17 protein-coding genes are annotated in these 23,679 nt (G+C 61.7%); 8 read left to right on the top strand and 9 right to left on the bottom strand.

What is annotated here, in order from left to right; translation table 11 throughout:
* Positions 1-33 precede the first annotated feature (33 nt).
* The 4 genes from ileS to AC1DZ5_RS19130 are packed head-to-tail and all read left to right on the top strand — an operon-like array spanning position 34 to position 6,099.
* Complete coding sequence (gene ileS / locus AC1DZ5_RS19115) at positions 34-2,955, top strand: isoleucine--tRNA ligase (RefSeq protein ID WP_477891980.1); 2,922 nt, start codon at positions 34-36, stop codon at positions 2,953-2,955.
* The gene (gene lspA / locus AC1DZ5_RS19120) at positions 2,955-3,464 is read left to right on the top strand and encodes a signal peptidase II (protein ID WP_477891982.1); all 510 of its coding nucleotides are present in this window, start codon (positions 2,955-2,957) and stop codon (positions 3,462-3,464) included. Before ileS ends, lspA begins: the two co-directional genes overlap by 1 nt.
* A gap of 21 nt (positions 3,465-3,485) precedes the next feature.
* Entirely contained in the window at positions 3,486-5,147 is a 1,662-nt protein-coding gene (locus AC1DZ5_RS19125; RefSeq protein WP_477891984.1) for a Na/Pi cotransporter family protein, read from the top strand.
* Between the two features lie 37 nt (positions 5,148-5,184).
* The gene (locus tag AC1DZ5_RS19130) at positions 5,185-6,099 is read left to right on the top strand and encodes a hypothetical protein (protein WP_477891986.1); all 915 of its coding nucleotides are present in this window, start codon (positions 5,185-5,187) and stop codon (positions 6,097-6,099) included.
* A 19-nt stretch (positions 6,100-6,118) separates the two neighbouring features.
* Here AC1DZ5_RS19130 and AC1DZ5_RS19135 read toward each other — a convergent pair whose 3' ends face one another.
* Positions 6,119-7,114 carry a quinone oxidoreductase family protein gene (locus AC1DZ5_RS19135; protein WP_477891988.1) on the bottom strand — a complete coding sequence of 332 codons (996 nt, stop codon included), beginning with the start codon at positions 7,112-7,114 and terminating at the stop codon, positions 6,119-6,121.
* Between the two features lie 104 nt (positions 7,115-7,218).
* Here AC1DZ5_RS19135 and AC1DZ5_RS19140 point away from each other — a divergent pair, with 104 nt between their 5' ends.
* A complete protein-coding gene (locus AC1DZ5_RS19140; RefSeq protein ID WP_477891990.1) occupies positions 7,219-8,121 on the top strand; it encodes a DMT family transporter in 903 nt (300 codons plus the stop codon).
* Here the strand turns inward: AC1DZ5_RS19140 and AC1DZ5_RS19145 are convergent.
* Complete coding sequence (locus AC1DZ5_RS19145) at positions 8,110-9,309, bottom strand: MFS transporter (protein WP_477891992.1); 1,200 nt, start codon at positions 9,307-9,309, stop codon at positions 8,110-8,112. The two genes, AC1DZ5_RS19140 and AC1DZ5_RS19145, sit on opposite strands and share 12 nt — an antisense overlap.
* Before the next feature lie 173 nt (positions 9,310-9,482).
* Between AC1DZ5_RS19145 and AC1DZ5_RS19150 the strand changes: the two genes are divergently transcribed.
* Complete coding sequence (locus AC1DZ5_RS19150; protein WP_477891994.1) at positions 9,483-10,427, top strand: helix-turn-helix transcriptional regulator; 945 nt, start codon at positions 9,483-9,485, stop codon at positions 10,425-10,427.
* Positions 10,428-10,436: 9 nt separating this feature from the next.
* Here AC1DZ5_RS19150 and AC1DZ5_RS19155 read toward each other — a convergent pair whose 3' ends face one another.
* The 3 genes from AC1DZ5_RS19155 to AC1DZ5_RS19165 are packed head-to-tail and all read right to left on the bottom strand — an operon-like array spanning position 10,437 to position 13,086.
* The gene (locus tag AC1DZ5_RS19155; protein WP_477891996.1) at positions 10,437-11,231 is read right to left on the bottom strand and encodes an SDR family oxidoreductase; all 795 of its coding nucleotides are present in this window, start codon (positions 11,229-11,231) and stop codon (positions 10,437-10,439) included.
* 16 nt (positions 11,232-11,247) lie between these two features.
* On the bottom strand, positions 11,248-12,171 hold the full coding sequence (locus AC1DZ5_RS19160) for a DMT family transporter (protein ID WP_477891998.1): 924 nt from the start codon (positions 12,169-12,171) through the stop codon (positions 11,248-11,250).
* 18 nt (positions 12,172-12,189) lie between these two features.
* Complete coding sequence (locus tag AC1DZ5_RS19165) at positions 12,190-13,086, bottom strand: DUF808 domain-containing protein (protein WP_477892000.1); 897 nt, start codon at positions 13,084-13,086, stop codon at positions 12,190-12,192.
* A 107-nt stretch (positions 13,087-13,193) separates the two neighbouring features.
* Between AC1DZ5_RS19165 and AC1DZ5_RS19170 the strand changes: the two genes are divergently transcribed.
* Entirely contained in the window at positions 13,194-13,745 is a 552-nt protein-coding gene (locus tag AC1DZ5_RS19170) for a 3'-5' exonuclease family protein (RefSeq protein ID WP_477892002.1), read from the top strand.
* Between the two features lie 47 nt (positions 13,746-13,792).
* Positions 13,793-14,263, top strand: a complete 471-nt coding sequence (locus AC1DZ5_RS19175; RefSeq protein ID WP_477892004.1) for an SRPBCC family protein — start codon at positions 13,793-13,795, stop codon at positions 14,261-14,263.
* A 97-nt stretch (positions 14,264-14,360) separates the two neighbouring features.
* Here the strand turns inward: AC1DZ5_RS19175 and AC1DZ5_RS19180 are convergent, their stop codons facing one another.
* The 4 genes from AC1DZ5_RS19180 to AC1DZ5_RS19195 all read right to left on the bottom strand — a co-directional run bounded on the left by AC1DZ5_RS19180 (position 14,361) and on the right by AC1DZ5_RS19195 (position 23,675).
* Positions 14,361-15,149 (bottom strand): AAA family ATPase, encoded by a 789-nt coding sequence (locus tag AC1DZ5_RS19180; RefSeq protein ID WP_477892006.1) that lies wholly within the window; start codon positions 15,147-15,149, stop codon positions 14,361-14,363.
* 84 nt (positions 15,150-15,233) lie between these two features.
* Entirely contained in the window at positions 15,234-16,844 is a 1,611-nt protein-coding gene (locus tag AC1DZ5_RS19185; protein WP_477892008.1) for a response regulator, read from the bottom strand.
* A gap of 4 nt (positions 16,845-16,848) precedes the next feature.
* On the bottom strand, positions 16,849-22,098 hold the full coding sequence (locus tag AC1DZ5_RS19190; protein ID WP_477892010.1) for a PAS domain S-box protein: 5,250 nt from the start codon (positions 22,096-22,098) through the stop codon (positions 16,849-16,851).
* Positions 22,095-23,675, bottom strand: a complete 1,581-nt coding sequence (locus AC1DZ5_RS19195) for a PDC sensor domain-containing protein (protein ID WP_477892012.1) — start codon at positions 23,673-23,675, stop codon at positions 22,095-22,097. The genes AC1DZ5_RS19190 and AC1DZ5_RS19195 overlap by 4 nt, the downstream gene beginning before the upstream one ends.
* Positions 23,676-23,679 lie beyond the last annotated feature (4 nt).

A 23,679-nucleotide genomic window follows, 5' to 3' on the forward strand; every position in this document is an offset into this window, starting at 1 on the left:
CGCAGGCCGTTCAACTCCCATTGAGATTTCGCCATGACTGACAAAGTTGATTACCGCAGCACCCTGAACCTGCCCGACAGCCCCTTCCCCATGCGCGGCGACCTGCCCAAGCGTGAACCGGCCTGGGTAAAGACCTGGAACGAGGAAGGCCTGTACAAAAAGCTGCGCGATGCGCGCCACGGCGCCCCGCTGTTCGTGCTGCACGACGGCCCGCCGTACGCGAACGGCAAGCTGCACATCGGCCACGCGCTGAACAAAATCTTGAAAGACATGATCGTCAAGAGCAAACAGCTCGACGGCTTTGATGCGCAATACATCCCCGGCTGGGATTGCCACGGCTTGCCCATCGAAAACGCCATCGAAAAATTGCATGGCCGCAACCTGAGCCGCGACGACATGCAGGCCAAGAGTCGCGCCTTCGCCACCGAACAAATCGACCAGCAGCGCGAAGACTTCAAGCGCCTGGGCGTGCTGGGCGACTGGGAACGCCCCTACAAAACCATGAACCCGGCCAACGAAGCGGGTGAAATCCGCGCGTTCAAGCGCGTGATCGAACGCGGCTTTGTCTACCGCGGCCTGAAGCCCGTGTACTGGTGCTTTGACTGCGGCTCTTCGCTGGCAGAATTCGAAATCGAATACGCCGACAAGAAGAGCGACACGCTGGACGTGGCGTTTGAAACCGATGACGCGGGCAAACTGGCCGCCGCCTTTGGCCTGGCCGCCCTGCCAGCAGGTCAAAGCGCCTTTGCCGTGATCTGGACAACCACAGCGTGGACCATCCCCGCCAACCAGGCCCTGAACGCCCACCCCGAACTGGAATACGCGCTGGTACAGACCGATAAGGGCTGTCTGGTGCTGGCGAAGAGCCTGGTCGACAAATGCATGGTGCGCTTTGGTTTGACTGGCGCCACTGACATTGTCCCGGGTCCAACTCCACCCGAAGGGCAAATGCCTGTCGTCTTGGCTACCACGTTAGGCAAGAACTTGGCGGGCCTGAACTTCCGCCATCCGCTGTATGACATGGACGCAGGCTACAAACGCTTGTCGCCGGTGTACCTGGCCGACTACGTCAGTGATGGCGACGGCACGGGCATCGTGCACTCGGCACCTGCCTATGGTGTGGATGACTTTAACTCTTGCGTGGCCAATGGCCTGAAGTACGACGATATCCTGAACCCGGTGCAAGGCAACGGCGCCTACGCACCCGAGTTCCCGCTGTTTGGTGGACTGCACATCTGGAAGGCTGTGCCGGTCATCCTGGACGCGCTGAAGGTGGCTCGCCGCCTGATGGCCACGGTCGGCATCCAGCACAGCTACCCGCACTGCTGGCGCCACAAAACACCGGTGATCTACCGTGCCGCAGCCCAGTGGTTTATCCGCATGGACGAAGGCCCGGGCGTGTTTACCCAAGACAAAGCGCCCAAGACGCTGCGCCAGCTCGCGCTGGACGCGATTGAGCAAACCAGCTTCTACCCCGAGAACGGCAAGACCCGCCTGCGCGACATGATCGCCAACCGGCCCGACTGGTGCATCTCGCGCCAGCGCAGCTGGGGCGTGCCTGTGCCGTTCTTCTTGCACAAGGACAGCGGCGAGCTGCACCCGCGCACGATGGAGATCCTGGACCAGGCAGCTGACATCGTCGAAAAAGGCGGCATCGAGGCCTGGAGCCGTGTGACGGTCGAAGACATTCTCGGCGTGGCCGACGCACCCAGCTACACCAAGAGCACCGACATTCTGGAAGTGTGGTTCGACTCCGGCAGCACCTTCCAGCACGTGCTGCGCGGCAGCCACAAGGATGCGTATGACCGCGTGCCCTTCCACGCCGAAGGCCCCGAGGCCGACCTGTACCTGGAAGGCCATGACCAACACCGTGGCTGGTTCCACAGCTCGCTGCTCTTGGGTTGCGCGCTGTATGACCGCGCGCCCTACAAGGGACTGTTGACCCACGGCTTTGCCACCGACGGTCAAGGCCGCAAGATGAGCAAGAGCTTGGGCAACACGGTAGACCCACAAACCGTGACCAGCAAGATGGGCGCTGAAATCGTGCGTCTGTGGGTGGCATCGACCGACTATTCGGGTGACCTGAACATCGACGACAAGATCCTGGCCCGCGTGGTGGACACCTACCGCCGTGTGCGCAACACGCTGAAGTTTTTGCTGGCCAACGTCAGCGACTTTGATCCGGCCAAGGACGCCGTGCCGTTTGAGCAATTGCTGGAGATCGACCGCTACGCGTTGAGCCGCGCGGCACAGCTGCAGACGGACATCCTGGCTCACTTCAACGTGTACGAGTTCCACCCCGTGGTGTCCAAACTGCAGGTCTACTGCAGCGAAGACCTGGGCGCGTTCTACCTCGACATCCTGAAGGACCGCCTGTACACCACCGGCGCCAACAGCCTGGCGCGCCGCTCCGCGCAAACCGCGCTTTGGACCATCACCCAGGCCATGCTGCGCTGGATGGCGCCGTTCCTGAGTTTTACCGCCGAAGAGGCGTGGGCGGTGTTGGGCGCCGAGGGCAAGACGCCCGCGGCCACCAAACTGTCCATCTTCATGGACGGCTATGTGCCGTTGGCCGCCGCCGACGAGACCTTGCTGGCCAAGTGGGACCGCATCCGCGCCGTGCGTGAAGCCGTCAACAAGGACATCGAAACCCTGCGCGCTGCCGGCCAAGTGGGCGCCTCGTTGCAAGCCGAGGTAACCCTGACCGTGCCGCCCGAAGAGTTCGCGCTCTTGAGCAGCTTGGGCGACGACCTGAAGTTTGTGTTCATCACCTCTGCTATCACTTTGGTAGCTGGTGGCGCACAGTCCATCGGGGTTACAGCCTCAAATGGCACCAAATGCGAGCGCTGCTGGCACTACCGCCCAGACATTGGCGTGGATGCCGCGCACCCCACGCTGTGCGGCCGCTGCGTCACTAACTTGTATGGCGCCGGCGAAATCCGGACGTTTGCCTGATGGCCCGCGGTGGCTTCAAATCCGCCGGTGGCGGCAACAGCAGCATGCTGCAGTGGCTGGGCCTGGCCTTCATCGTGCTGCTGGTGGACCAATTCACCAAGGTGCTGATCATGGGCTACTACCACCTGGGCGACAGCACCTACGTCACCAGCTTTTTCAACGTGGTACGGGCACACAACACGGGGGCGGCATTCTCCTTCCTGCACGACGCCTCAGGCTGGCAGCGCTGGTTCTTCACCGCGCTGGGCCTGGTAGCGGCGGCCGTCATCATCTGGATGCTGCGCTCGCACGCGGGGCAAAAGTTGTTCAGCTTTGCAATGGCCTGTATTCTGGGCGGTGCGATTGGCAACGTCATTGACCGCCTGATGCATGGCTTTGTGGTGGATTTTCTGGATTTCCACTGGAGTGGCATGCACTTTCCGGCCTTTAATGTGGCCGATGCCGCGATCTCCATTGGCGCGGCCTGCCTGATACTGGACGAACTTCTGCGCGTACGCCGCACCCGCTAAAACTTCTCAAGGATTTGCCACTTGACCCATCTGCTGAATCTGTTCGCCGCCATTGCGTTGTTGGTCTGGGGTACCCAGCTGGTGCGCACGGGCATCTTGCGGGTGTTTGGTGCCAATCTGCGCAGCATCCTGGCGCACAGCACCAGCAACCGTTTCACGGCCGCGGTCTCCGGCATAGGCGTCACCGCCGTGGTGCAGTCCAGCACCGCCACCGCACTTATCGTCTCGGCCTTTGTCGGCCAGGGACTCATGAGCCTGCCCTCGGCCCTGGCCGTGATGCTGGGCGCCGACATTGGCACCAGCCTGATGGCGGTGGTGTTCTCGCGCGACCTGTCCTGGCTATCGCCGCTCTTTATCTTCGTGGGCGTGGTGCTGTTCATCTCGCGCCAGTCCACCACCTGGGGCCGCGTGGGCCGCGTGCTGATCGGGTTGGGGCTGATGCTGCTGGCGCTGCGCCTTGTCACACAGTCGGCCAATGTGCTGATCCAGGCCGCGCCGGTCAAGGCGCTACTGGGCACGCTGACCAGTGACCTGCTGCTGGAAATTACCGTGGGTGCCGCGCTGGCTCTGGTGTCGTACTCCAGCCTGGCAATCGTACTGCTGACGGCCACGCTGGCTTCGTCCGGTGTGGTGCCCGTGGATGTAGCGTTGGGCCTGGTGCTGGGTGCCAACCTGGGCAGCGGCGCGCTGGCCGTGCTGACCACGCTGAACGCCAACATCGAAACCCGCCAGGTGCCACTGGGCAACCTGGTGTTCAAGGTGTTGGGCGTGCTGGCCGTACTGCCTTTTTCGGGTGTTTGGATGCGCTATGCAAGCCCTTACCTCACCGATGAAGCCACACTGGTCGTGGGATTCCACCTCGCTTTCAACCTGGGCGTGGGACTGGCCCTGATCAGCTTCACGCAGGTGGTCGCTCGCTGGGTGGAGCACTTGCTACCCAAGCCGCAAAAGACCACGGTAGCTGGCCGCCAGCGCCACCTGGACCCGTCTGCGTTGGCCACGCCCTCACTGGCCATCTCATGCGCCGTGCGCGAGGCCATGCACCAGGCCGATGTGGTCGAGTCCATGCTGCTGGGCGCGCTGAACGTGATCCGCGACAACGACCAGGAATTGGCCCGGCAACTGCGCCACATGGACGACACGGTGGACGAGCTGTACAGCGACATCAAGTACTACCTCACCAAGATTTCGCGTGAGGCCCTGGGTGAAAACGAAGCAAAGCGCTGGACCGACATCATCAGCTTCACCATCAACATGGAGCAGATCGGCGACATCATCGAGCGCGTGATCCAGGATGTGGAAGACAAGAAAATCAACAAAGGCCGCGAGTTTTCTGAGGCTGGCATGCGCGAAATCTGCGAGCTGCACAGCCGCCTGGTGGACAACCTGCGCCTGGGCATGAGCGTGTTTTTGAATGGCAATGTGCGCGATGCACGCCGCCTGCTGGAAGAAAAAACCCGCTTTCGCGATCTGGAGCGCGAATACGCAGCCACCCATATCGAGCGTTTGAGCGACAACACCCTGCCCAGCATCGAAACCAGCTCACTGCACCTGGACCTGATCAGCGACCTCAAGCGCATCAACTCCCACATCTGCTCCATCGCCTACCCCATCCTGGATTCGGCAGGCGAACTGGCCCCCAACCGCCTGCGCTCTGCCCAAGACCCGCTGATGGGAAAATAGGCGCGAACCCGCACGCCCACCATTGAGACACTCCCCTATGCAAACCCTATCCAAAAAAACTCTGGTCGCGGCCGCCCTGGTGTGGTCGTGCTCCGCTGTGATGGCCCAAAGCGTGGTGCTGGCGCAGGCCACTCCAGTGGATACCACCCCAGCGCAGAACGCCACCTCCGCCAAGGTTGACCGCGCACTGAACCAAGACGGCAACTGGTATTTCTCCTGGGGCTACAGCCGCCAGCAGTACGCGCCCTCGGACATCCATGTGTCCCAGCCCAGCCAGGGCAACGATTTCACGGTACACAACGCCAAGGGCAGCGATTTTCCGTCCAGCATTCCTGACACCATCAATTCACTCTTCAACCTGGACTTCACCAACCCGCAGGAGAACGTGCGCATTGGCAAGTTCATGAATGAGGAAAAGACCTTTGCCATCGAGTTTTCGCTAGACCATAGCAAGTACAACGTGGACGCTGGCCAGACCGCAGACGTGAGCGGCACCATCGGAGGCAGCCCCGCACCCAGCAGCATGGTGCTGAACTCCCAGAACTTTGACTACACGCTGCACAACGGCCTGAACCACATCATGATCAACGCGGTCTGGCTGCGCCACCTGACCGGACCCGAGAGAAAGCCGGGTGACCTGCAATTGATCAGCCGCGTGGGCGCCGGCATCTTGCTACCCCATGCCGACAACACCATTCTGGGCAAGCAAAACCAGGTGGGCCCCAAGAACGAGAACGTGTGCTGCTCCGGTAGCAAAGACTGGTGGCAGATCAACGGCTGGACAGCCGGTGTGGAAGTGGGCTTGCGCTACCGGGTCTACAAAAACATGTTCCTGGAACTCACGCAGAAGCTGGCCTACGGCGTGCTCACGAACGTGCCCGTGTACCAGGGCACGGCCGACCAGAAGCTCTGGATGAGCGAACAGGTGCTGTCCGCCGGCTTCCTGTTCTAAGGCTTCGCGCCCTGGCGCATTACAGCGTCAGGATGGTACAGCCCGTGGTCTGGCGGGCTTCCAGATCGCGGTGCGCCTGCTGCACATTTTCCAGCGTGTAGCGCTGGGCAATGTGGATCTTCACCGCGCCACTCTGCACCACGCCAAACAAGTCGTCCGCCATGGCCTGCGTGGCCTCGCGCGTGGCGATGTGGGTGAACAGCGTTTGCCGTGTCACATAGATGGAGCCCTTGGCCCCCAGTATGCCGGGCGCAAACGGCGCCACCGGGCCGGAGGCATTGCCAAAGCTGGCCATCAGACCAAACGGGGCCAGGCAGTCCAGCGACTGGTCCCAGGTGTCCTTGCCTACGCTGTCGTACACCACCTTCACGCCTTTGCCCCCAGTGATTTCCTTGACGCGTTTGGCAAAATCGTCCGCTGCGTAATTGATAGCAAACTCTGCCCCATTGGCGAGGGCCAGGGCACACTTGGCATCTGAACCTGCCGTGCCAATCAAACGCAGGCCCAGCGCCTTGGCCCACTGGCTGGCAATCAAGCCCACGCCACCGGCTGCAGCGTGGAACAGCACAAAGTCGCCTGGGTTCAAGCCCCCTTGTGGCAGCGTGCGCTTGAGCAGGTACTGCGCGGTCAGCCCCTTGAGCATCATGGCCGCGCCGGTCTCGAAACTGATGACGTCAGGCAGCTTGCACACGCACTTGGCGGGCAGCACGCGCACCTCGCAATAGGCACCGGGCGGGTTGCTGGCGTAGGCTGCGCGGTCACCCACCTTCAGGTGCGTCACGCCCTCGCCCACTGCCTCGACCACACCGGCGGCCTCCATGCCCAGCTGCACGGGCAGCTGCTGCGGGTACAGGCCGCTGCGCTGGTACACATCGATGAAGTTCAGACCCACCGCGTGGTGGCGAATGCGCACTTCACCCGCGCCGGGCTCGCCCACGGTCACCTGGACCAATTGCAGCTGTTCGGGGCCACCATGTTGGGCGATGTGGATGGCGCGGGAGGCAATGGCGGTCATGGGAACTCCAAGAAAATGAATAGGGATGCGTGGCCGGAATGGTGCCAGAAATGCGCGTCAGCCGCTCGCAAGCGAGGGCATTCACGCCTTGCTACAGTGCGCGCATGACCCAACGCCTGACCCCGACCGCCGCCCTGCTGCTGGTCATCCCTCCTCTCATGTGGTCTGGCAACGCCGTCGTGGGCCGCCTGGTGGCGCCCCTGATTTCGCCGATGACGCTGAACCTGCTGCGCTGGAGCCTGGCCTTCCTCCTGCTGCTGCCGCTGGCCGGCAGCGTGCTGCGCAAAGACAGCGGCCTGTGGCCGCAGTGGCGCCGCTTTGCGCTGCTGAGCCTGTTCAGCATTGGTGGCTACAACGCCCTGCTCTACCTGGCGCTGAACACCTCCACCGCCATCAACGTAACCCTGGTGGGCGCCAGCACCCCGGTGTGGATGCTGATCATTGGTCGGCTGTTCTTCAAGATGGCGGTCACGCGCCGCCAGGTGCTGGGCGCGCTGCTGTCCCTCAGCGGTGTGGTGTTGGTGCTGGGACGGGGCGACTGGCAGGTGATCACCCACCTGCGCCTGGTGCCAGGTGATGTGTATGTGCTGCTGGCCTCGATTGCCTGGGCGCTGTACAGCTGGCTGCTGGCCCACCCCACGGCGGAGTCCGCCAGCATCCGCACCGACTGGGCCCAGTTTCTGCTGGGCCAGGTGGTGCTGGGCTTGGGCTGGTCCGCCCTGTCCACGGCCGGCGAGTGGACCTTTACCGCCGCCCACATCGACTGGAGTTGGCCCCTGGCCGCGGCCCTGACGTTTATTGCCGTAGGTCCGGCCGTGATTGCCTATGGCGCCTGGGGTGCGGGCGTGGCACGCGCGGGGCCGGCGGTGGCGGGGTTCTTTATCAACCTCACACCCCTGTTCACCGCCGTGCTGTCATCGGCCTTTCTGGGAGAGACGCCGCGGTTGTATCACGCGCTGGCATTTGTGCTCATCGTCTCCGGCATCGTGCTGTCCTCACGCAAGTGAGGGCTGGCCCGCAGCATCTTTGGGCTGCTTTTCTGGCACGTAATGCGCGCTCAGCGCCAGGATGGTGGCAGTGACCACCACCACCCCCATGGCCGCGGTGAGCGAGGCGTGCTGGGCAATGCCGCCAATCAGCGGGGGGCCGATCATGAAGCCGCTGTAGCCGATGGACGAGACTGCGGCGATGGCCGCGGCCGGTGTGGTGCCCGGCACGCGGCTGGCCGCGCCAAACAGGATGGGCACCACCATGGCAAGACCTGCACCAATGACCGCAAAGCCCACAATGGAGATGACCGGGCTGCCGCTGAGCAGCACGATGGCCATGGCCACGGCAGTCACCACACCGCTGCCGCGCAACAGCAACTGTTCGCTGTAGCGGGCACGCAGGATGTCGGCCAGGAAGCGCATGACCGCCATGGCACCCGCAAACGCAGCGTAGCCAATGGCTGCGCGGTCCTGGGGCATCAGCACTTCCTGTTTCAGGTAGAGCACCCCCCAATCCTGCATCACACCTTCGGCGCTGGCGCCCGCAAAAATTAGCAAGCCCATGATCAGCAGTGCGCCGCGTGGCCACGCGAACTGCGGTGTCTCGGCCGACTCCTTCGTCTGCGGTGCAGTAGGCAGCATCCAGCGCGAGGCCAGCGCCATCCACACGCTGACACCCAGACCCACACCGCCCAACTGCCAGGCCGCAGGCACCTCCAGGCGCAGCAGCAGCGCGGTCAGCGCCGCACCGGACATGGCACCCACGCTGAACATGCCGTGCAACCCACCCATGATGGGACGGCCTCCCGCAGCCTCCAGCGCCGAGCCTTCGGTATTGATGCCCACGTCGTAAATACTCATGGTGGAACCAAACACCACCGTGGCCAGAAGCAGCGGCACATAGCCGGGCCAGTGCAGCACCAGCGCCAGCATCAATCCCATCACCATACCGGCCAGGGCCACGGCATTGCGCGTGCCCAACCGGCCAATGACACGGCCTGCGACGAACAGCATGCCCACAGTCCCCAGGGCGGCCGCTACCAACACCAAGGACAGCGAGCCTTCGGTCAGCCCATACAGCTCTTTGACCGAGGGAATGTGCACGCCCCAGGCACCGGCCACCACGCCCAGCGCAGCAAACAGCGAACGGGTGGCCCAGGTGGCCTGGCGGATTTGGGCTGGGGTTCCGTGGAGGGCGGCGCTCATGCGGGCCTCCGGACGGAGGAAATAATCAGATTTATCTTGTGTGGCATGGAAATGGGCAGGGAATGGGAGAAAGCAGCAAAATATGGCTTCCACCCTTGCTGTAGCGTAAGGGCAGCCCCTGCGAACCGGCAACGCCAATCCATACCAGCAATATGTCAAAAGTAGCAAAATTCTTGGCTACCTCTCAGCAACCCGACTGCTGCAGCGTGGCGGCCATCTCGCCCGATGATCCCGCCGCCCCTGCACACGCCCAGCGCATGCGCCAAGACCTGGGCGACTTCATCGCCCGCGCCGCCAGCGGCAGCCTGCGCCTGGTCTCGCCACCACCGCAGCTGGGCTGGACCACGCGTGGGGCCGGCCACCTGCACCTGAATGCCGAGCTGTTTTTGCAGGTGCAGGGCCACACCGAATTCCGATTCCCGCATGGCCAGGTCCCACTGCAAGCGGGCGAGGCACTCGTCATGCCGCCCAAACTGCTGCACGACGAGTGGGTGGCCGGTGGCGACGGCCAGCCGTTTTCCAACCTGGTGATCTATGCGGACCACCAAAGCATGTCCTGCCACCTGGCCAACGAAGCCAAGCCCGGCCGCCCCGCCAACCTCTACCTGGAGGTCTACCCGCATGTGGACGCGGCACGCATCGAGGCCTGGCTGAACGACGCCACCAAACCACCCGCGCAAGATGCACATGGCCTGTGGGCGCTGCAGCAGCGCGCGCTGGTGCTCACGGCGCTATCGGCCGTGTCGCGCCTGCTGGATGCGCCCGAGAAAACCGTATCCAGCGAACCCGCCCTGCTGGGCCGCCTGCGTGTCTCGGTACAAAACCGCCTGGGCGAGGTGGAGCTGACGGTGGCCAGCCTGGCCGAAGAACTGGGCTGCACAGCGGACTACCTCTCGCACCTATACAGCCGCAGCACGGGCGAGCACCTGTGGCAGGTGATCTTGCGGCAACGCTTGGCGCGTGCGGCGCGGCTGCTGGCCGAGAGCGATTCGGCGGTGAAAGAGATTGCCTGGTGTTCGGGCTTTGCCAGTGCCAGCTATTTCATTCGCAGCTTCAAGCAGCAATTCGGCATGACACCCAAGGCCTACCGCACGCAGGCGCAGGCCACGGTGCACTGAGCCCGCAGACTAGTACGTGCCGGGGTAGGCGCCACCATCCAGCAGTACGTTCTGCCCGGTCATGTAGGCCGCCTGCTGACTGCACAAGAAAGCACACACCTGCCCAAACTCCTCCGGCGTACCATACCGCCCCATGGGAATCTGCGCCTGCTGCGCCGCGCGGATGTCGTCTACCGACTTGCCGGTCTTAGCCGCCGCAGCCTTCACCGTGGTCGCAATGCGGTCGGTGTCGAACTTGCCAGGCAGCAGGTTGTTGATGGTCACACCCTTGGCCGCCAGGCTGCTACGTGCCACGCCCGCCACAAAACCGGTGAGCCCGCTGCGCGCGCCGTTGGACAGGCCCAGGATGTCAATGGGCGACTTCACCGAACTGGAGGTGATGTTCACGATGCGCCCAAAACCACGTGCGGCCATGCCGTCCACCGTGGCCTTGATGAGTTCGATGGGCGTGAGCATGTTGGCATCCACCGCCTTGATCCAGGCCTCGCGGTCCCAGTCGCGGAAGTCGCCAGGTGGTGGGCCGCCCGCATTCGTCACCACGATATCGAAGTCACGGCGCATGGCAAACACCGCGGCGCGACCCTCCACCGTGGTGATGTCTTGTGCACAAAACAGCACCTCAGCCCCCGTCCGCACTGCGTAAGCCGCTTCCAAATTCATAGCACTGCGCTCCAGCGCCTCGGCGCCACGCGCCACGATGAGCACGTTCACACCCTCGGCCACCAGCGCCTGCGCGCAGCCCAGGCCCAGCCCCTTGCTGGCGCCGCACACCAATGCCCATTTGCCTATGATTCCCAAGTCCATGGTTTTCTCTCCTGTTTCAGCGTTTACGGCTCACCACATACACCCCGGCCAGCACCAGCACGGTGCCGCCCACCACCCACATGTTCATGGGCTCGCCCAGCAGCAACACGCCCATGGCAATGGTGGACATGGGGCCTACCATGCCCACCTGCGCAGCAAGGCCGGCGCCAATGCGTTCAATTGCCATCATCACCATCAGCACGGGCACCACGGTGCACACCGTTGCGTTCAGCACCGACAGCCAGATCACCTGCGGCGCCACCGCAAACGCCGTGTTCAGCGGACGCAGCACCACAAACTGCGCAATGCACAGGACGCAGGCCACGCTGGTGGCCAGCCCCACCAGCCGCTGCGAACCCAGGCGCTGCACCAGCTCGCCGCTGTAGGCCAGGTAGATGGCGTAACTGATGGCGCTGCCAAACACCAGCAGCGCGCCCAGCGCTACGTCGCCCCCAGCCAGGTTCACCTCATGGCCAAACACCAGCAGCACGCCGGCATAGCTGATGGCCATGCCCAGCGCCTGTGCGCCGCTGATGCGCTTGCCATAGAGAAACAGCCCCAGCAACAACACCAGCGTGGGGTTGAGGTACAGGATGAGCCGCTCCAACGAGGCCGAGATATAGGCCAGCCCCGCAAAGTCCAGAAAGCTAGCCAGGTAGTAGCCCGTAAGGCCCAAACCCAGGATGCCCCACTTGTCCCGCGCGGTCAGGCGCGGCAGGACCACGCCAGACAAACGCGCCTTGCGCCCAGTCCACCAGACGATGGCCAGAAAGAACGGCAGCGCAATCAGCATGCGCAGCATGATGAGAGTCACCGCATCGACCCCGTGGCGATAGGCCAGCTTGATGATGATGGCCTTGCCGCTGAAGGCAATCGCTCCCGCGATCGCGAGAAACAAACCGGTTGCTATGGATTTGGGAGCTGCTTGCGCACTGTTCATGGGGGCCAGAGGCACTTTCTATTTAAAAAACTTCATCACGCGCTGCACCGCCAACACGCCCAGCAGCACCAGCGCGCCGGCTGCCACGCCCACCACCGCGTCGCCCACAAAGGACAGAGGCATGCCGTCGAGCAGGTGGTGCAAAAAAGGCAGACCGTGCACCAAAATGCCACCGCCCACCAGAAACATGGCGGCGGTGCCCGCCACCGACAGCACCTTCATGAGGATGGGCGCCGCCCGCAACAGGCCGCGGCCCAGGGCCTGCTTGCCCCGTGCGAAGGTGCCGGTGCCGGATTGTCGGCTCAGATACAGGCCCGCGTCGTCGATTTTCACGATGCCCGCCACCACGCCATACACACCCACCGTCATCAGCAACGCCACGCCGGCCAGCACCGTGAGCTGGGTGGTCCAAGGCTGGTTTTGCACCGTGCCCAGCGTGATGGCGATGATCTCGGCCGAGAGGATGAAGTCGGTGCGGATGGCGCCCTTGACCTTGTCTTTCTCCAGCGTCAGCAGGTCCACACTGGGGTCGGTCAGCGCCTGCATCAGCGCGTCCTCATGGGCCTGATCATCCTCGGCGCGGTGCAGAAACTTGTGCGCCAGTTTCTCGAAGCCTTCAAAGCACAAAAAAGCCCCACCCACCATCAGCAGTGGCGTGATGGCCCATGGCAGCACGATGCTGATCGCCAGCGCGGCCGGCACTAAGATGGCCTTGTTGACCAGCGAGCCCTTGCACACAGCCCACACCACGGGCAGCTCGCGGTCGGCGCTCACACCGGACACCTGTTGCGCATTCAGCGCCAGGTCATCGCCCAGCACGCCGGCCGTCTTTTTGGCGGCCACTTTGGTCAGGACGGCCACGTCGTCGAGGATGGTGGCGATGTCGTCAATCAGGGCAAGAAGGCTGCTGGCCATGGTGGGTGGGTGCGGAAGTGAAAGAGGCGTCCATTGTCACCCGTTTGGCGTATGCCCCTTAGTGCTTACCCGTACAGCACTGGCGCAAAGCTTGCTGGACAATGGCTATGAACAACGGCGCCGCACCCCTCCCCATGTCCCAGACCCCACCGGTGCCCCACGACCCTCACGCGCCCAGCCCCACAGTGCTGGACATCGAGGCCTCTGGCCTGGGTCGGAGCAGCTACCCCATCGAAGTGGGCTATGTGCTACCCGACGGCCATGCCTACTGCACGCTGGTGCAACCCGAACCCGAATGGACCCACTGGGACGAAGCCGCCGCCGCGCTGCACCGCATCCCGCGCGACCTGCTGCAGGCCCGCGGCCTGCCCGCTCGCGAAGTGGCTCAGCGCCTGAATGCCCAACTGGCCGGGCAAGTGGTGTACTCCGACGGCTGGGCCAACGACTACACCTGGCTGTCCGCCCTGTTTGAGGCAGCCGAGATGAGCCCCCACTTCAAGCTGGAGAACTTGCGCAGCCTGCTGACCGAGCAAGAGGCCGACCAGTGGCACCAGGTGAAGGCCCAAATTGCCAGCGAACGCGGCACCCAACGCCACCGCGCCAGCTCGGACGCACGGTTGCTGCAGCTCACGCTGCAGCGCCTGCGTGGGCCGCACTGAGGCAGTAACATGCACCGTCCAACATTCACAACAAGGAGACACACACCATGGCCGTTACCGTAGAGATCAACCTGGGCTACGAATTTGAAGTGAAGGCCAAGGCCGCTGAGGTCTTTGACGTCTTGTCCGACGTGCCCACCTCGGCCAGCCACTTCCCCAAGGTCGACAAGCTGGTGGACCTGGGCGGCGGCGCCTACCGCTGGGAGATGGAGAAGATCGGCATTGCCTCCGTCAGCTTGCAAACGGTGTATGCCTCCAAGTACGTGTCCAACAAAGCCAAGGGCACCGTAGTGTGGACCCCCGTGAAGGGCGAAGGCAACGCGCTGGTGTCGGGCAGCTGGAAGATCACCGACAACAAAAAATCCACCAAGCTGGAGCTGGAAATTCAGGGCGAACTGACCCTGCCCCTGCCTGGCCTCATGAAAATGGTGGTCGGCCCCGTGACCGAGGCAGAGTTCGAGAAGATGGTGGAGCAGTACATCGCAAACCTCACCAAACGGTTTGGTGGGGAAGCGTAAACCCTCTTCCTCCAAGTTGCTCGTATGGCGCAGCGATGCGCTATGAAAATGGGAGCTGCTAGCGCACTGTTTATAAGGGCCAGCGGCTCTTTTTTATCTATTCATCAAAATCACCCGGGTCTGGCACATAGCGCTGCCAGTTGTCCATGACTTCCTGAAGCATCGTCTCCGGATTCATGATGAATGAACGCGTGATTTGGTAGTGCTCCGTATCCTGACAGGCCACTCTGGCCACCCCGCTTGGGGTGAATTGGTAGATCCAGGCGTCGGGATAGGCCATCAATATGGGCGAATGCGTTGCAATGATGAATTGCGAATTGGATGACGCGAGGTCATGAATTCTGGCAAGCGCTTCAAGTTGACGCCGAGGAGACAGCGCGGCTTCCGGTTCGTCCAGAAGATAGAGGCCATGCCCTCCAAAGCGATTTAAGAGCAACGCCATGAACGATTCGCCATGCGACTGTTCATGCAACGACTGCCCACCGTAATGCGTGATCACCGGTGGACCGAAACTTGGCTCAGAATCTAGGTTTTCAATTTCAGTCGCGACATTGAAGAAGCTTTCTGCACGCAAAAAGAAACCGTCCCGTGGTCGCTTGTACCCCTTGGCGATCCGCAAATATTCATGCAGGACGGAATGCGATGCTCTGGTCCCAAAGCGAAAGTTCTTCGTGCCACCCTCCGGGTTGAATCCCATCGACGTGGCAATGGCTTCAAGCAAAGTGGATTTGCCCGATCCGTTCTCACCCACAAAAAACGTCACCTTGGGATGCGGCTCGATATCTTCCAGCGAACGAACCGCTGGCAGCGAAAAGGGGTAGGCATCGAATGATTCAATTTTGTCCCTTCGCAGCGAGATTCGGCTAATGTACTGACTGGAAATCATGGGACCTGGGGTTTAAGGTTTGAGGTGCTACGGCAATGGATGAAACGCACCCACAGCTGGCATCCTATCGATGATAGAGAGGGCTCAGGTGACACGCGGCAGTGTCACGGTGATGGAGGTGGTATTGCTGCTGTCGTCCACAGAGAGACTAATGCCGCCATGTTGTGCTTCACTAAGAAGCTTGGCCGAGTAGGTTCCCAATCCTGTGCCGCCCTGCTTTCCAGAAGTCACAAATTTCTCAAAAAAACGCTCGCGGATGACAGCGGGCACAGCCCCGACATTGCGCACCACGACGCGCAGCGGATCGTCATCGAAGAGCGTGATGCTGACGGTGCTACCCGATGGAGCCGCTTCGCAGGCGTTCTTGACGATGTTCTGGAACAGCGAATAGCACAGGGTGCTTTCCCCCATGGCGCGCGGCGGCTCGCTGCCCACGGGAACATCCACGTCGACTGAAATCGTCACCTCCTTGGCGGAGAAGGTCTGGCGGTTCAACTCAGCCACCCGGCGCAGGATGGAGGTCAGTTCCACGGGCGCGGCACGCAATTCGAAACGCCCGGTTTCCATCTTCAGAAGTTCTGACGACATATTGACGATGTTCATGATCGTCATGGCGGTCTCTTCCACCAGGGTCAGCATCTCGGCCTGGCGTCGGGTGGTGTTTTCATCGACAATCATTCCCTGAAGCAATCCCATCACACCCGCCAGCGGGCCCTTGATGTCATGGCGCGTGATGTGCTCCACCTGTTCGCGCAAGCGCGCAGTCTCTACCATCTGATCGAAATCAGCCTGCATCGATTTGCGCAGTTGCACGTAGCGCATGAAATTGCGCACACGGGGTTTAAGCAAAGCCGGGTCGACAGGTTTGGTAATAAAGTCCACGGCACCTAGCTCCATGCCTTGCGCACGGGCGTCGCTGGTAGTCAGTGCTGTGACGAAGATCACTGGGGTTGACTCCGAATTAGGATGTTCACGCATACGTTTTGCGACTTCAAAACCGTCCATCTCCGGCATCATGACGTCCAGCAGAACCAAATCTGGCGGATCATCGGAACTGCAAATCTCCAGTGCCTTGAGACCGGTGGACGCCAATCTAACCCTGTACTCGTCCTTGAGCAGGTGGCTGAGCAGTGTCAGGTTGTCCGGCGTATCGTCGACCACCAGCACCGTCAGACGATCAGTTTCTTCGCGCGTGGCCTTGGTGGCCGTATCCACGCTGCGTCCCGCCTGGGTTTTATTGGCCACAGGTGTGTCTGCGCCTGCAGTCAACGTCATCCGGCGGTGCTTGGCCGCCACGGCCCGCTCAAGACGGTGCCCCAGCTGATTGGGGGAATAGGGTTTTAGCAACATCGCACTGACCCCACTCGCAACTGCTTGCTCGACATGGTGTCGCTCTGCTTCGGCGGTAATCATGACAAAGGGCAAGGTAAACAGCCGCTCATCCGCGCGCACCGCCTTGAGCAAATCGATCCCGGTCATAACCGGCATGTTCCAGTCGGAGAGGACCATATCCACGTGCTGGCTGCGCAAAATACGCAGGGCCTGCATGCCGTCATTCGCCGTGAGGATGTTCTCCGCCCCCAGCAACTTGAGCTGGTTCACCGTGACACGGCGCATGGTGTCATAGTCGTCGACCACCAGATAGGTTTTGCGTTTGTCCAATTGAAAAAAACTGCGTTCTTCAACAAGTGGCATAACGTTACTCCGTAGATTGGTTTTGCAGCGCAGCGAGCATCCGTCGCAACGGTATCAGGGCGTCATCGAAGTCGAAAACGTTCAGGGCTTTCTCCACTGCGGCCAACTCCTGGGCAAGCGCCGTTCCTTCGGCCCGGTGTTGAAGCTGCTCCAGCACATCTGCGGCCTCGCCGTCGCTGCGCGCCAGCAGCCTCTCCAGTTTGTGCAGCTCGGGTTGAATTTCATCGAACAGATCCGCCACAGAGACCACCGGTGCGGCCAGAGGGACTGCGCCGTCTTCCAACTGGTGCAGCCCCGCAATGACAGGTTCCAGCGTACGCACCACAGCGTCCAGCAGGGCACGCCGAATGGCTTCGCCAGCGCCTTCATGGCAGGCTTTCTCCAGGGCTGCCGCCGCAGCCTGAACATCGTGGGCACCAATATTCCCCGCCGTTCCCTTCAGGGTGTGCGCCGCGCGTGCCGGGGCGGTGGAATCCGCATCCTGGCAGGCCGCTTCAAACAGCTGGGCGAAAGGCCCCTGGCTGTCCCGAAACTTCACCAACAGGCGCGCATACAGCTTGGCGTTTTGCATGGTGGTCGCCAGCCCTGCAGCCACGTCAATACCGGGCAAGGGTGGTAGCCCTCCGGTCGCCACCGCGCTGCTGGTAGGGGCCTGCGATGCCGGGGCCTCGCGTGCTGCACCCTCCGGCCCACTGCGAGGATGTACCCAGCGCGCAATGGTGTTGAACATGGCCTCCACGTTCAGGGGCTTGGCAATGTGGTCCCACATGCCAGCCTCCAGCACCTTGTCCTTGTCCCCCGCCATGGCGTTGGCGGTCATGGCGATGATGGGCAGGTTCTGGAACGCTGGGTTCTTGCGGATCTCACGCGTAGCGGTATAGCCATCCATGACCGGCATCTGGCAGTCCATCAGCACACCGTCAAATGCGGTGTCAGTGCACAAAATGTCCAGCGCTTCCTGCCCATGGTTGGCGATCACCACGTCGATCTGCGCGCTGCGCAGCAACTCCATGGCCAGCTCCTGGTTCATGTCGTTGTCTTCCACCAGCAGAAGGCGTGCGCCGGCCAATTGCGCCACGGCATCGGAATGGATATCGGACTTGGCAGTGGCCCGGGTTTCCACCAGCCCCCCCTTTCCAAGGGCTTCCCCTACGGCCTCCAGCAGGGTCGAAGCCGTCACGGGTTTGGTCAGCACGGAATGCAGGCATACCCCCCGCAACTCGGCCGAGCCCATGGCCTCCTCGCGACCATAGGCAGTGACCATGATGACCATGGGCATCTGCGTCAATTTTTCAGCTTGCAGTTGTTGAATGGTTTGCACGCCATCCATGACCGGCATCTTCCAATCCATGAGCACCAGGTCGTAGGGCAGCTTCTTCTGATCAGCCTCTCCCACCATGCGCAGTGCCTCCTGGCCCGTGCGCACAGCATCCACTTCCAAACCAAAGGAGCGGGCCATGGAGGACAGAATTTCGAGCGCCGCAGCGTTGTCGTCAACGACGAGAACACGCACACCCAATAGCTCATCGGCACGGAACATGCGCCGGGGCTGCGGCACTTCCTGTATTCCAAAACGCGCGGTGAAATGGAAGACCGACCCCTTGCCGGGCTCGCTTTCCACCCAGATGCGGCCTTGCATCATCTCGACCAGATTTTTGGAAATAGCCAATCCCAGACCCGTGCCGCCGTACTTGCGGGTGGTGGAGGCGTCCGCCTGGCTGAAGGACTGGAACATCTTGCCGCACTGCTCCGGCGTCATGCCGATGCCCGAATCCTGTACCCGAAAATGCAGTTCTATGCCATTGGTGTCTTCTGCCACCTTCTCAATGCCGATCACAATTTCACCGGTATCGGTGAACTTGACCGCGTTGTTGCCCAAATTGATCAGGACCTGACCCAAGCGCAAAGGATCGCCCTGCAGCGCCGTGGGCACATCCGCTGCCGCGTTGAACAGTAGCTCCAACCCCTTGTCCTCGGCCTTCATGCCCACCAGATTGGCCAGGTTGTCCATCACGTCTTCCAACCGGAAAGCGATGTTCTCCATGGACATCTTGCCGGCCTCGATCTTTGAGAAGTCGAGGATGTCGTTGATGATGCCCAACAGGTTCTCTCCGGAGCGGTGCACCTTCTCGATGTAATTGCGCTGCTTCTTGTCCAGGCTGGTCTGCAGCGCCAGATGGCTCATACCAATGATGGCGTTCATGGGGGTGCGGATTTCGTGGCTCATATTGGCCAGGAAATCGCTCTTGGCCTTGGTGGCCTCCATGGCTTGCTCGCGCGCCAGCAGAATTTCTACCTCCGTTTTCTTTTGCTGCGTGATGTCCTGGTAGGCCCCGTACATGAACAGCACCTTGCCGGTCGATTCGTCACGCACCAACTTTCCGCCCGCGTGAACCCAAACGATTTCGCCGTCCACCGGGCGCTTGTACGCGTAGACAGAATCGTACTTGTCGTACTTGCCGTCTAGCGCGCCCTGGTAACGATCTGCCGTTGCATTGGCGGTTTCCAGGTTAGCGTCCTGCAGGCGTCCAAACCATTCGCTGTCGAGGTTATATCGGCCATCGGGTTTGACAGGTTCTCCCAAAATGCGTGCCGCACGCTCGGACTGGTAGTAGTGATCTGGATCGCTGTAGTCCACGTACCAGTAGCCACTGCCGGTCAATTCCAGAGCGATGTCAGCCAGGAAGTTGGTACGCTGGATTTCCGCCTCCATGCGCTTTCGCTCGGTGATGTCCTGCAGCATCCACACCGTGCCCCGATCCAGGTCATTGGAATCAATAGCCGCGCCGCTGAGCAGGCACCAAAAGCGTGTTCCGTCAGTACGCACCAGCTCCTGCTCACGCTGATGCATCTCGCCACGCGCAAGCTGCTCGTAGACAGCGTTTCCTCCCAGAACATATTCGTCTTCCGATGCGTACCAGTGACGCGTGGATTGACCGATCTGGGCACCATCGCGGGCACCAAACAGCACGTCCAACTTGCTGTTGCTGCGCACAATCACCCGGTCCTTGATGAAGGCAATGCCCAGCGTGGTCGCCTCGAACATGGCGGTCTGCTCGGCATTGGCGACGCGCATAGCCTCTTGGGCCTTCTTGTGCTCGGTGATATCGGTAGCAATGCCACAGATACCGTAAATCTCACCCGCCTCGTTGACCAGCGGCGTCTTGGTGGTCATGAACGCGCGCAGCTCTGACCCATTGGCGGTGGGTATGGTCTCCTCGTAGGTAATGGCCTCCCCGGTCTCCAGTACCCGGTTTTCAACCTCTGCGATTCTGTCTGCCACTTCCTGGGGCAGCATGTCGTAGGCGCTCTTCCCCACGACATCTTTCTCGCTGATACCCATGTACCTGGCATACGTGGCGTTCAACAGCTGGTAGCGGCCTTGGCGGTCCTTCAGGGTGATGATGGACCCGATGCTGTCCACCAGCGTGCGGATCTGGCGCTGGCTGTTGCGGACTTCCTGCTCCACACGGTTGCGCTCGGTCACATCGCGTACCGACGCACACACACAGATGCCACGGCCGCCGATGGCAGGCAGGCGCGACAAGCCGACCTCGACCGGGAATTCGCTGCCATCTTTGCGCACCCCCCGGAGACTGCCGTCGGCACTTCCCATATTGCGGGCACGACCGACATGCAGAAACCCCTGACGCAGCGTGGGGTGCCTGTCGCGTACCGCTTGCGGCACCAGTAGTTCCACAGGCTGGCCCACGAGTTCATGTTCCGCATAACCAAAGAGGTCCTGCATGCGCGGGTTGACCATGATGATGGTGCCGTGTTCGTCGGTCACTATCAGCCCATCGGGCGCGGATTCGATGATGCCGCGGTACCAGGCCTCGGTGGCGGCAATGGAGTCCTTCTGCGCTTCAAGCTCCACCGCTTGCTCTTCCAGTGTGGCGGCCTGCTCCTGCATAGCACGTGCCTGACGCTGGGTCTCTGTCAGCAGCTTGTTGGTCCGTACGCTACGTTCCAGAATTTCGAGGTTCATGGCCAGCGTGGGCATGACCCCCTCCAATAGTGACTCCTCCCGCTTCGATAGCGGATCGAACGTCGCAATCTCCACCACGCCCAGCAGCCGCTCATTGCGCAACACCGGTAGAACCACGATGACGACGGGTGCCGCCTCTCCCAGGCTGGAGCCAATGCGCACGTAGTCAGGCGGTGGCTGGGTCAGCACAATGGGTGCACGCTCCATCGCACACTGCCCGACCAGTCCCTGGCCCATGGCGAAGTACTGGCTAAGTTCCTTGCGCTCGCGCAGGGCGTACCCCCCCAGCAGGCGCAGGCGATGCTCCTGCTCTTCATGGATATAAAAAGCACCGTGGCCAATGTGCAGCAACGGCCCCAAGCGGGTGAAGAGCACCTGTGAAAGCTCTGCAAAGTTGTCCACGGTTTGCAGCGCATTGGATATTTCTGCCAAATTGCCTTTGACCCAGCTCATGCTGTCCATAGCTGCAGCACCTTGTTGCAACACTTGGACCGAGCGGGCAACGTCTCCGATCTCGTTGTCGTAGTTCGCACAGGGGACCTCGGTGGCAAGATCACCGTCGGCAAGTTTTTGCACCGCGTTACGAATATTGGAAATCGGGTTGCGAATCGAGCGAGCCACCAGCAGCGCAATCAGTGCACTGAGCAGCGTACCGAAGATCAGCAGCATGAGTGCAATGCGCACCATGTGGGCAGCCTGGGCAATGGCTTTGTCTACGCCAGTACGGGCCTGAGCCTCCTTGGCTTCTACCAGCTCTGTGATTGCTGCGTTGGCAGCGACGCCGGGGGCGCGGAAGTCGGCGGATGCCAGATAAACGCGAGCGGCTTCATCCTGCCCCGCGCGCATCAACTCCAGTACTTTTTCCCGATGCGCCTTGTAGGTGACCAGCTCCGACTCAAAGGTTTGTAGACGTCGCTTGTTGACGTCCTGGTGGAGCGTGCCGCGCAGTTCGCCAATGCTGTTATTCAGATTGAACTCGGCTTCACTGATCAGTTTCAACGCGATGACGCGCTCGGGGCCAGATCCAGCCAGCAATGCCTGGCGCATTTCTCGCCCGATCACCGTGTACTGGACCTGCGCCGCCCGCGCCGCAGACACACCCAACAACTCCTTGTCGTTGAGCTGTTTGATTTGGTCGATCAGGCTTCGCTGCGCCTGCAGGCTAATCAGCCCCACACCAATCGCAAATAGCATCAACAGAATAAAACCCGCTGCGAGTTTTCGGGAAAGGCGCCATTGCTCCAACGCACGGGAAAAATAATTCATACCGGGACCTCAACGAATTCTTGTAATGTGGACGCAACCTGGAGCTGAAACGTCCTGCGGTGTATTTCCAGGTGATTGGCCAACAGGGCGAGCAGCTCATCGAGCTGCTGCTGGTGCTGCGCGTCCGGGACAGCCAGCAAGCCCAGCTCCACCACGCCAATCAAGGTGTCTTGCATGACCAGCGGCGCGAGCACCAGAGCAGCCAGGCGCGTGCCGCCCAGACCGGAGCGCAAGGTCCAGATGCCGTCCGGTGGTGTCTCAATCGTGCGAGTACTGCGCCCCAGAGCAGCTTGGCCCAGCAGCCCTTCGCCAAGATTCAACAAGGAGGATGGCGGCTGGGCGCAGGCCGCACTGCCGGCCAGCACCAGCACTTGGGCGGCTTCCTCGCCCTGCACGACATACAAAGTGCCCTGCAACACCCCCGCCATCTCTCGCGCACATTGGAAAAACGTGGTGGCAAAGCTGGACCATTCTTCGCAGTGCTGCAAGCGCAACGACAAGACCCCCAGCTGCGTTCTATAGCGGGCCTGCAGCTCTTGCTCCCTGGCATACACCTGCAACTGCGCCGACGCCAGCTCCTGGGCATGGCGCACGCGTAGCAGGCGCAGCCACATCCAGCCCAGCAGCAAAACCAGCAAAGCGCCGACCATAGCGCGCCCCGCAGAGGCACTCGTGGGGACTGTACGGTCCAGGTCTTCCGCGACAAGCAGGCTCCAGTCGCCGGCGGGGTCGTTCCAGTGCACCGGCGCCAGCGCCACCGCATAGGAATGCTGGGCCAGCTTCTGCACACCCTGCGCAGGCACCAGCGGCAAGGCCAATGGCATCTGGTTTTCAAACATCGCGCCAAACTGCTTGAGCTCCCGGATGGCCTGCAGGCGCTCGTCTGTCGCCGCACCCGCCAGCCGGCCGGTCCAATCACTCCGGTTGCCCGCAAATACCACGCCCTGAGGTGACAGCAACAGGGCTATGTCGTACTTGCTCTGCAATAGGGTATCCACGCGGTCCAGCGACGTGCGTGCCACAGAGGCGCCGATGCCAACGGTGGAATGTGCGTGCTCGGGGAAAATAGGCGCAGAGAAGTACAGGGAGCGGTCACCGCGCGCCATGCTCACCGCGGCGTACACACTGGATTGCCCACGCATCGCCATCTGGAAATACGGGCGAAAACGTACATCCAGCCCCGTAGAGGGCTTGTTGATGCGGTCCCAGGACGATTTGACGATACCGTCCATTCCGACCACAAATACTCCCTCCGCGCCAAAGGCATTGCCCACGATGGACATGGTGCCGGGGACATTGGAATCTTCCGCTGCCAGCCCGTTGGAAGCCTCCCGTTTGATGTCTCCATCCAACAGGCCCAGCAGCGTGACCGAGCCCATGAGGTTGCCGTTCAGGGTGGTGGACATGAGTTCCAGTCCACTGCGCTGCGCCTCGGTTTGCAACAAGCCCTGGCGTTGCTGGGTGCGTATCTCTACATCAAACCAGAAAATGCCAGTGGCAAAAACCAGTGCCACGCTGGCTACGAACGCCCAGGCGGCATGCGCGTTCTGCGCCAGATAGCCGGGAAGCCGCTTCACGGCC

It is taken from the genome of Rhodoferax sp. P1_F3 (assembly GCF_056405715.1).

What these genes read in the sequence shown, in the direction of transcription:
- ileS (WP_477891980.1), top strand. Translation starts at nt 34, where the DNA reads ATGACTGACAAAGTTGATTACCGCAGCACCCTGAACCTGCCCGACAGC.
- AC1DZ5_RS19160 (WP_477891998.1), bottom strand. Translation starts at nt 12,171, where the DNA reads ATGAACAGTGCGCAAGCAGCTCCCAAATCCATAGCAACCGGTTTGTTT.
- AC1DZ5_RS19165 (WP_477892000.1), bottom strand. Translation starts at nt 13,086, where the DNA reads ATGGCCAGCAGCCTTCTTGCCCTGATTGACGACATCGCCACCATCCTC.
- AC1DZ5_RS19135 (WP_477891988.1), bottom strand. Translation starts at nt 7,114, where the DNA reads ATGACCGCCATTGCCTCCCGCGCCATCCACATCGCCCAACATGGTGGC.
- lspA (WP_477891982.1), top strand. Translation starts at nt 2,955, where the DNA reads ATGGCCCGCGGTGGCTTCAAATCCGCCGGTGGCGGCAACAGCAGCATG.
- AC1DZ5_RS19175 (WP_477892004.1), top strand. Translation starts at nt 13,793, where the DNA reads ATGGCCGTTACCGTAGAGATCAACCTGGGCTACGAATTTGAAGTGAAG.
- AC1DZ5_RS19185 (WP_477892008.1), bottom strand. Translation starts at nt 16,844, where the DNA reads ATGCCACTTGTTGAAGAACGCAGTTTTTTTCAATTGGACAAACGCAAA.
- AC1DZ5_RS19155 (WP_477891996.1), bottom strand. Translation starts at nt 11,231, where the DNA reads ATGGACTTGGGAATCATAGGCAAATGGGCATTGGTGTGCGGCGCCAGC.
- AC1DZ5_RS19190 (WP_477892010.1), bottom strand. Translation starts at nt 22,098, where the DNA reads ATGAATTATTTTTCCCGTGCGTTGGAGCAATGGCGCCTTTCCCGAAAA.
- AC1DZ5_RS19130 (WP_477891986.1), top strand. Translation starts at nt 5,185, where the DNA reads ATGCAAACCCTATCCAAAAAAACTCTGGTCGCGGCCGCCCTGGTGTGG.
- AC1DZ5_RS19180 (WP_477892006.1), bottom strand. Translation starts at nt 15,149, where the DNA reads ATGATTTCCAGTCAGTACATTAGCCGAATCTCGCTGCGAAGGGACAAA.
- AC1DZ5_RS19170 (WP_477892002.1), top strand. Translation starts at nt 13,194, where the DNA reads ATGAACAACGGCGCCGCACCCCTCCCCATGTCCCAGACCCCACCGGTG.
- AC1DZ5_RS19145 (WP_477891992.1), bottom strand. Translation starts at nt 9,309, where the DNA reads ATGAGCGCCGCCCTCCACGGAACCCCAGCCCAAATCCGCCAGGCCACC.
- AC1DZ5_RS19140 (WP_477891990.1), top strand. Translation starts at nt 7,219, where the DNA reads ATGACCCAACGCCTGACCCCGACCGCCGCCCTGCTGCTGGTCATCCCT.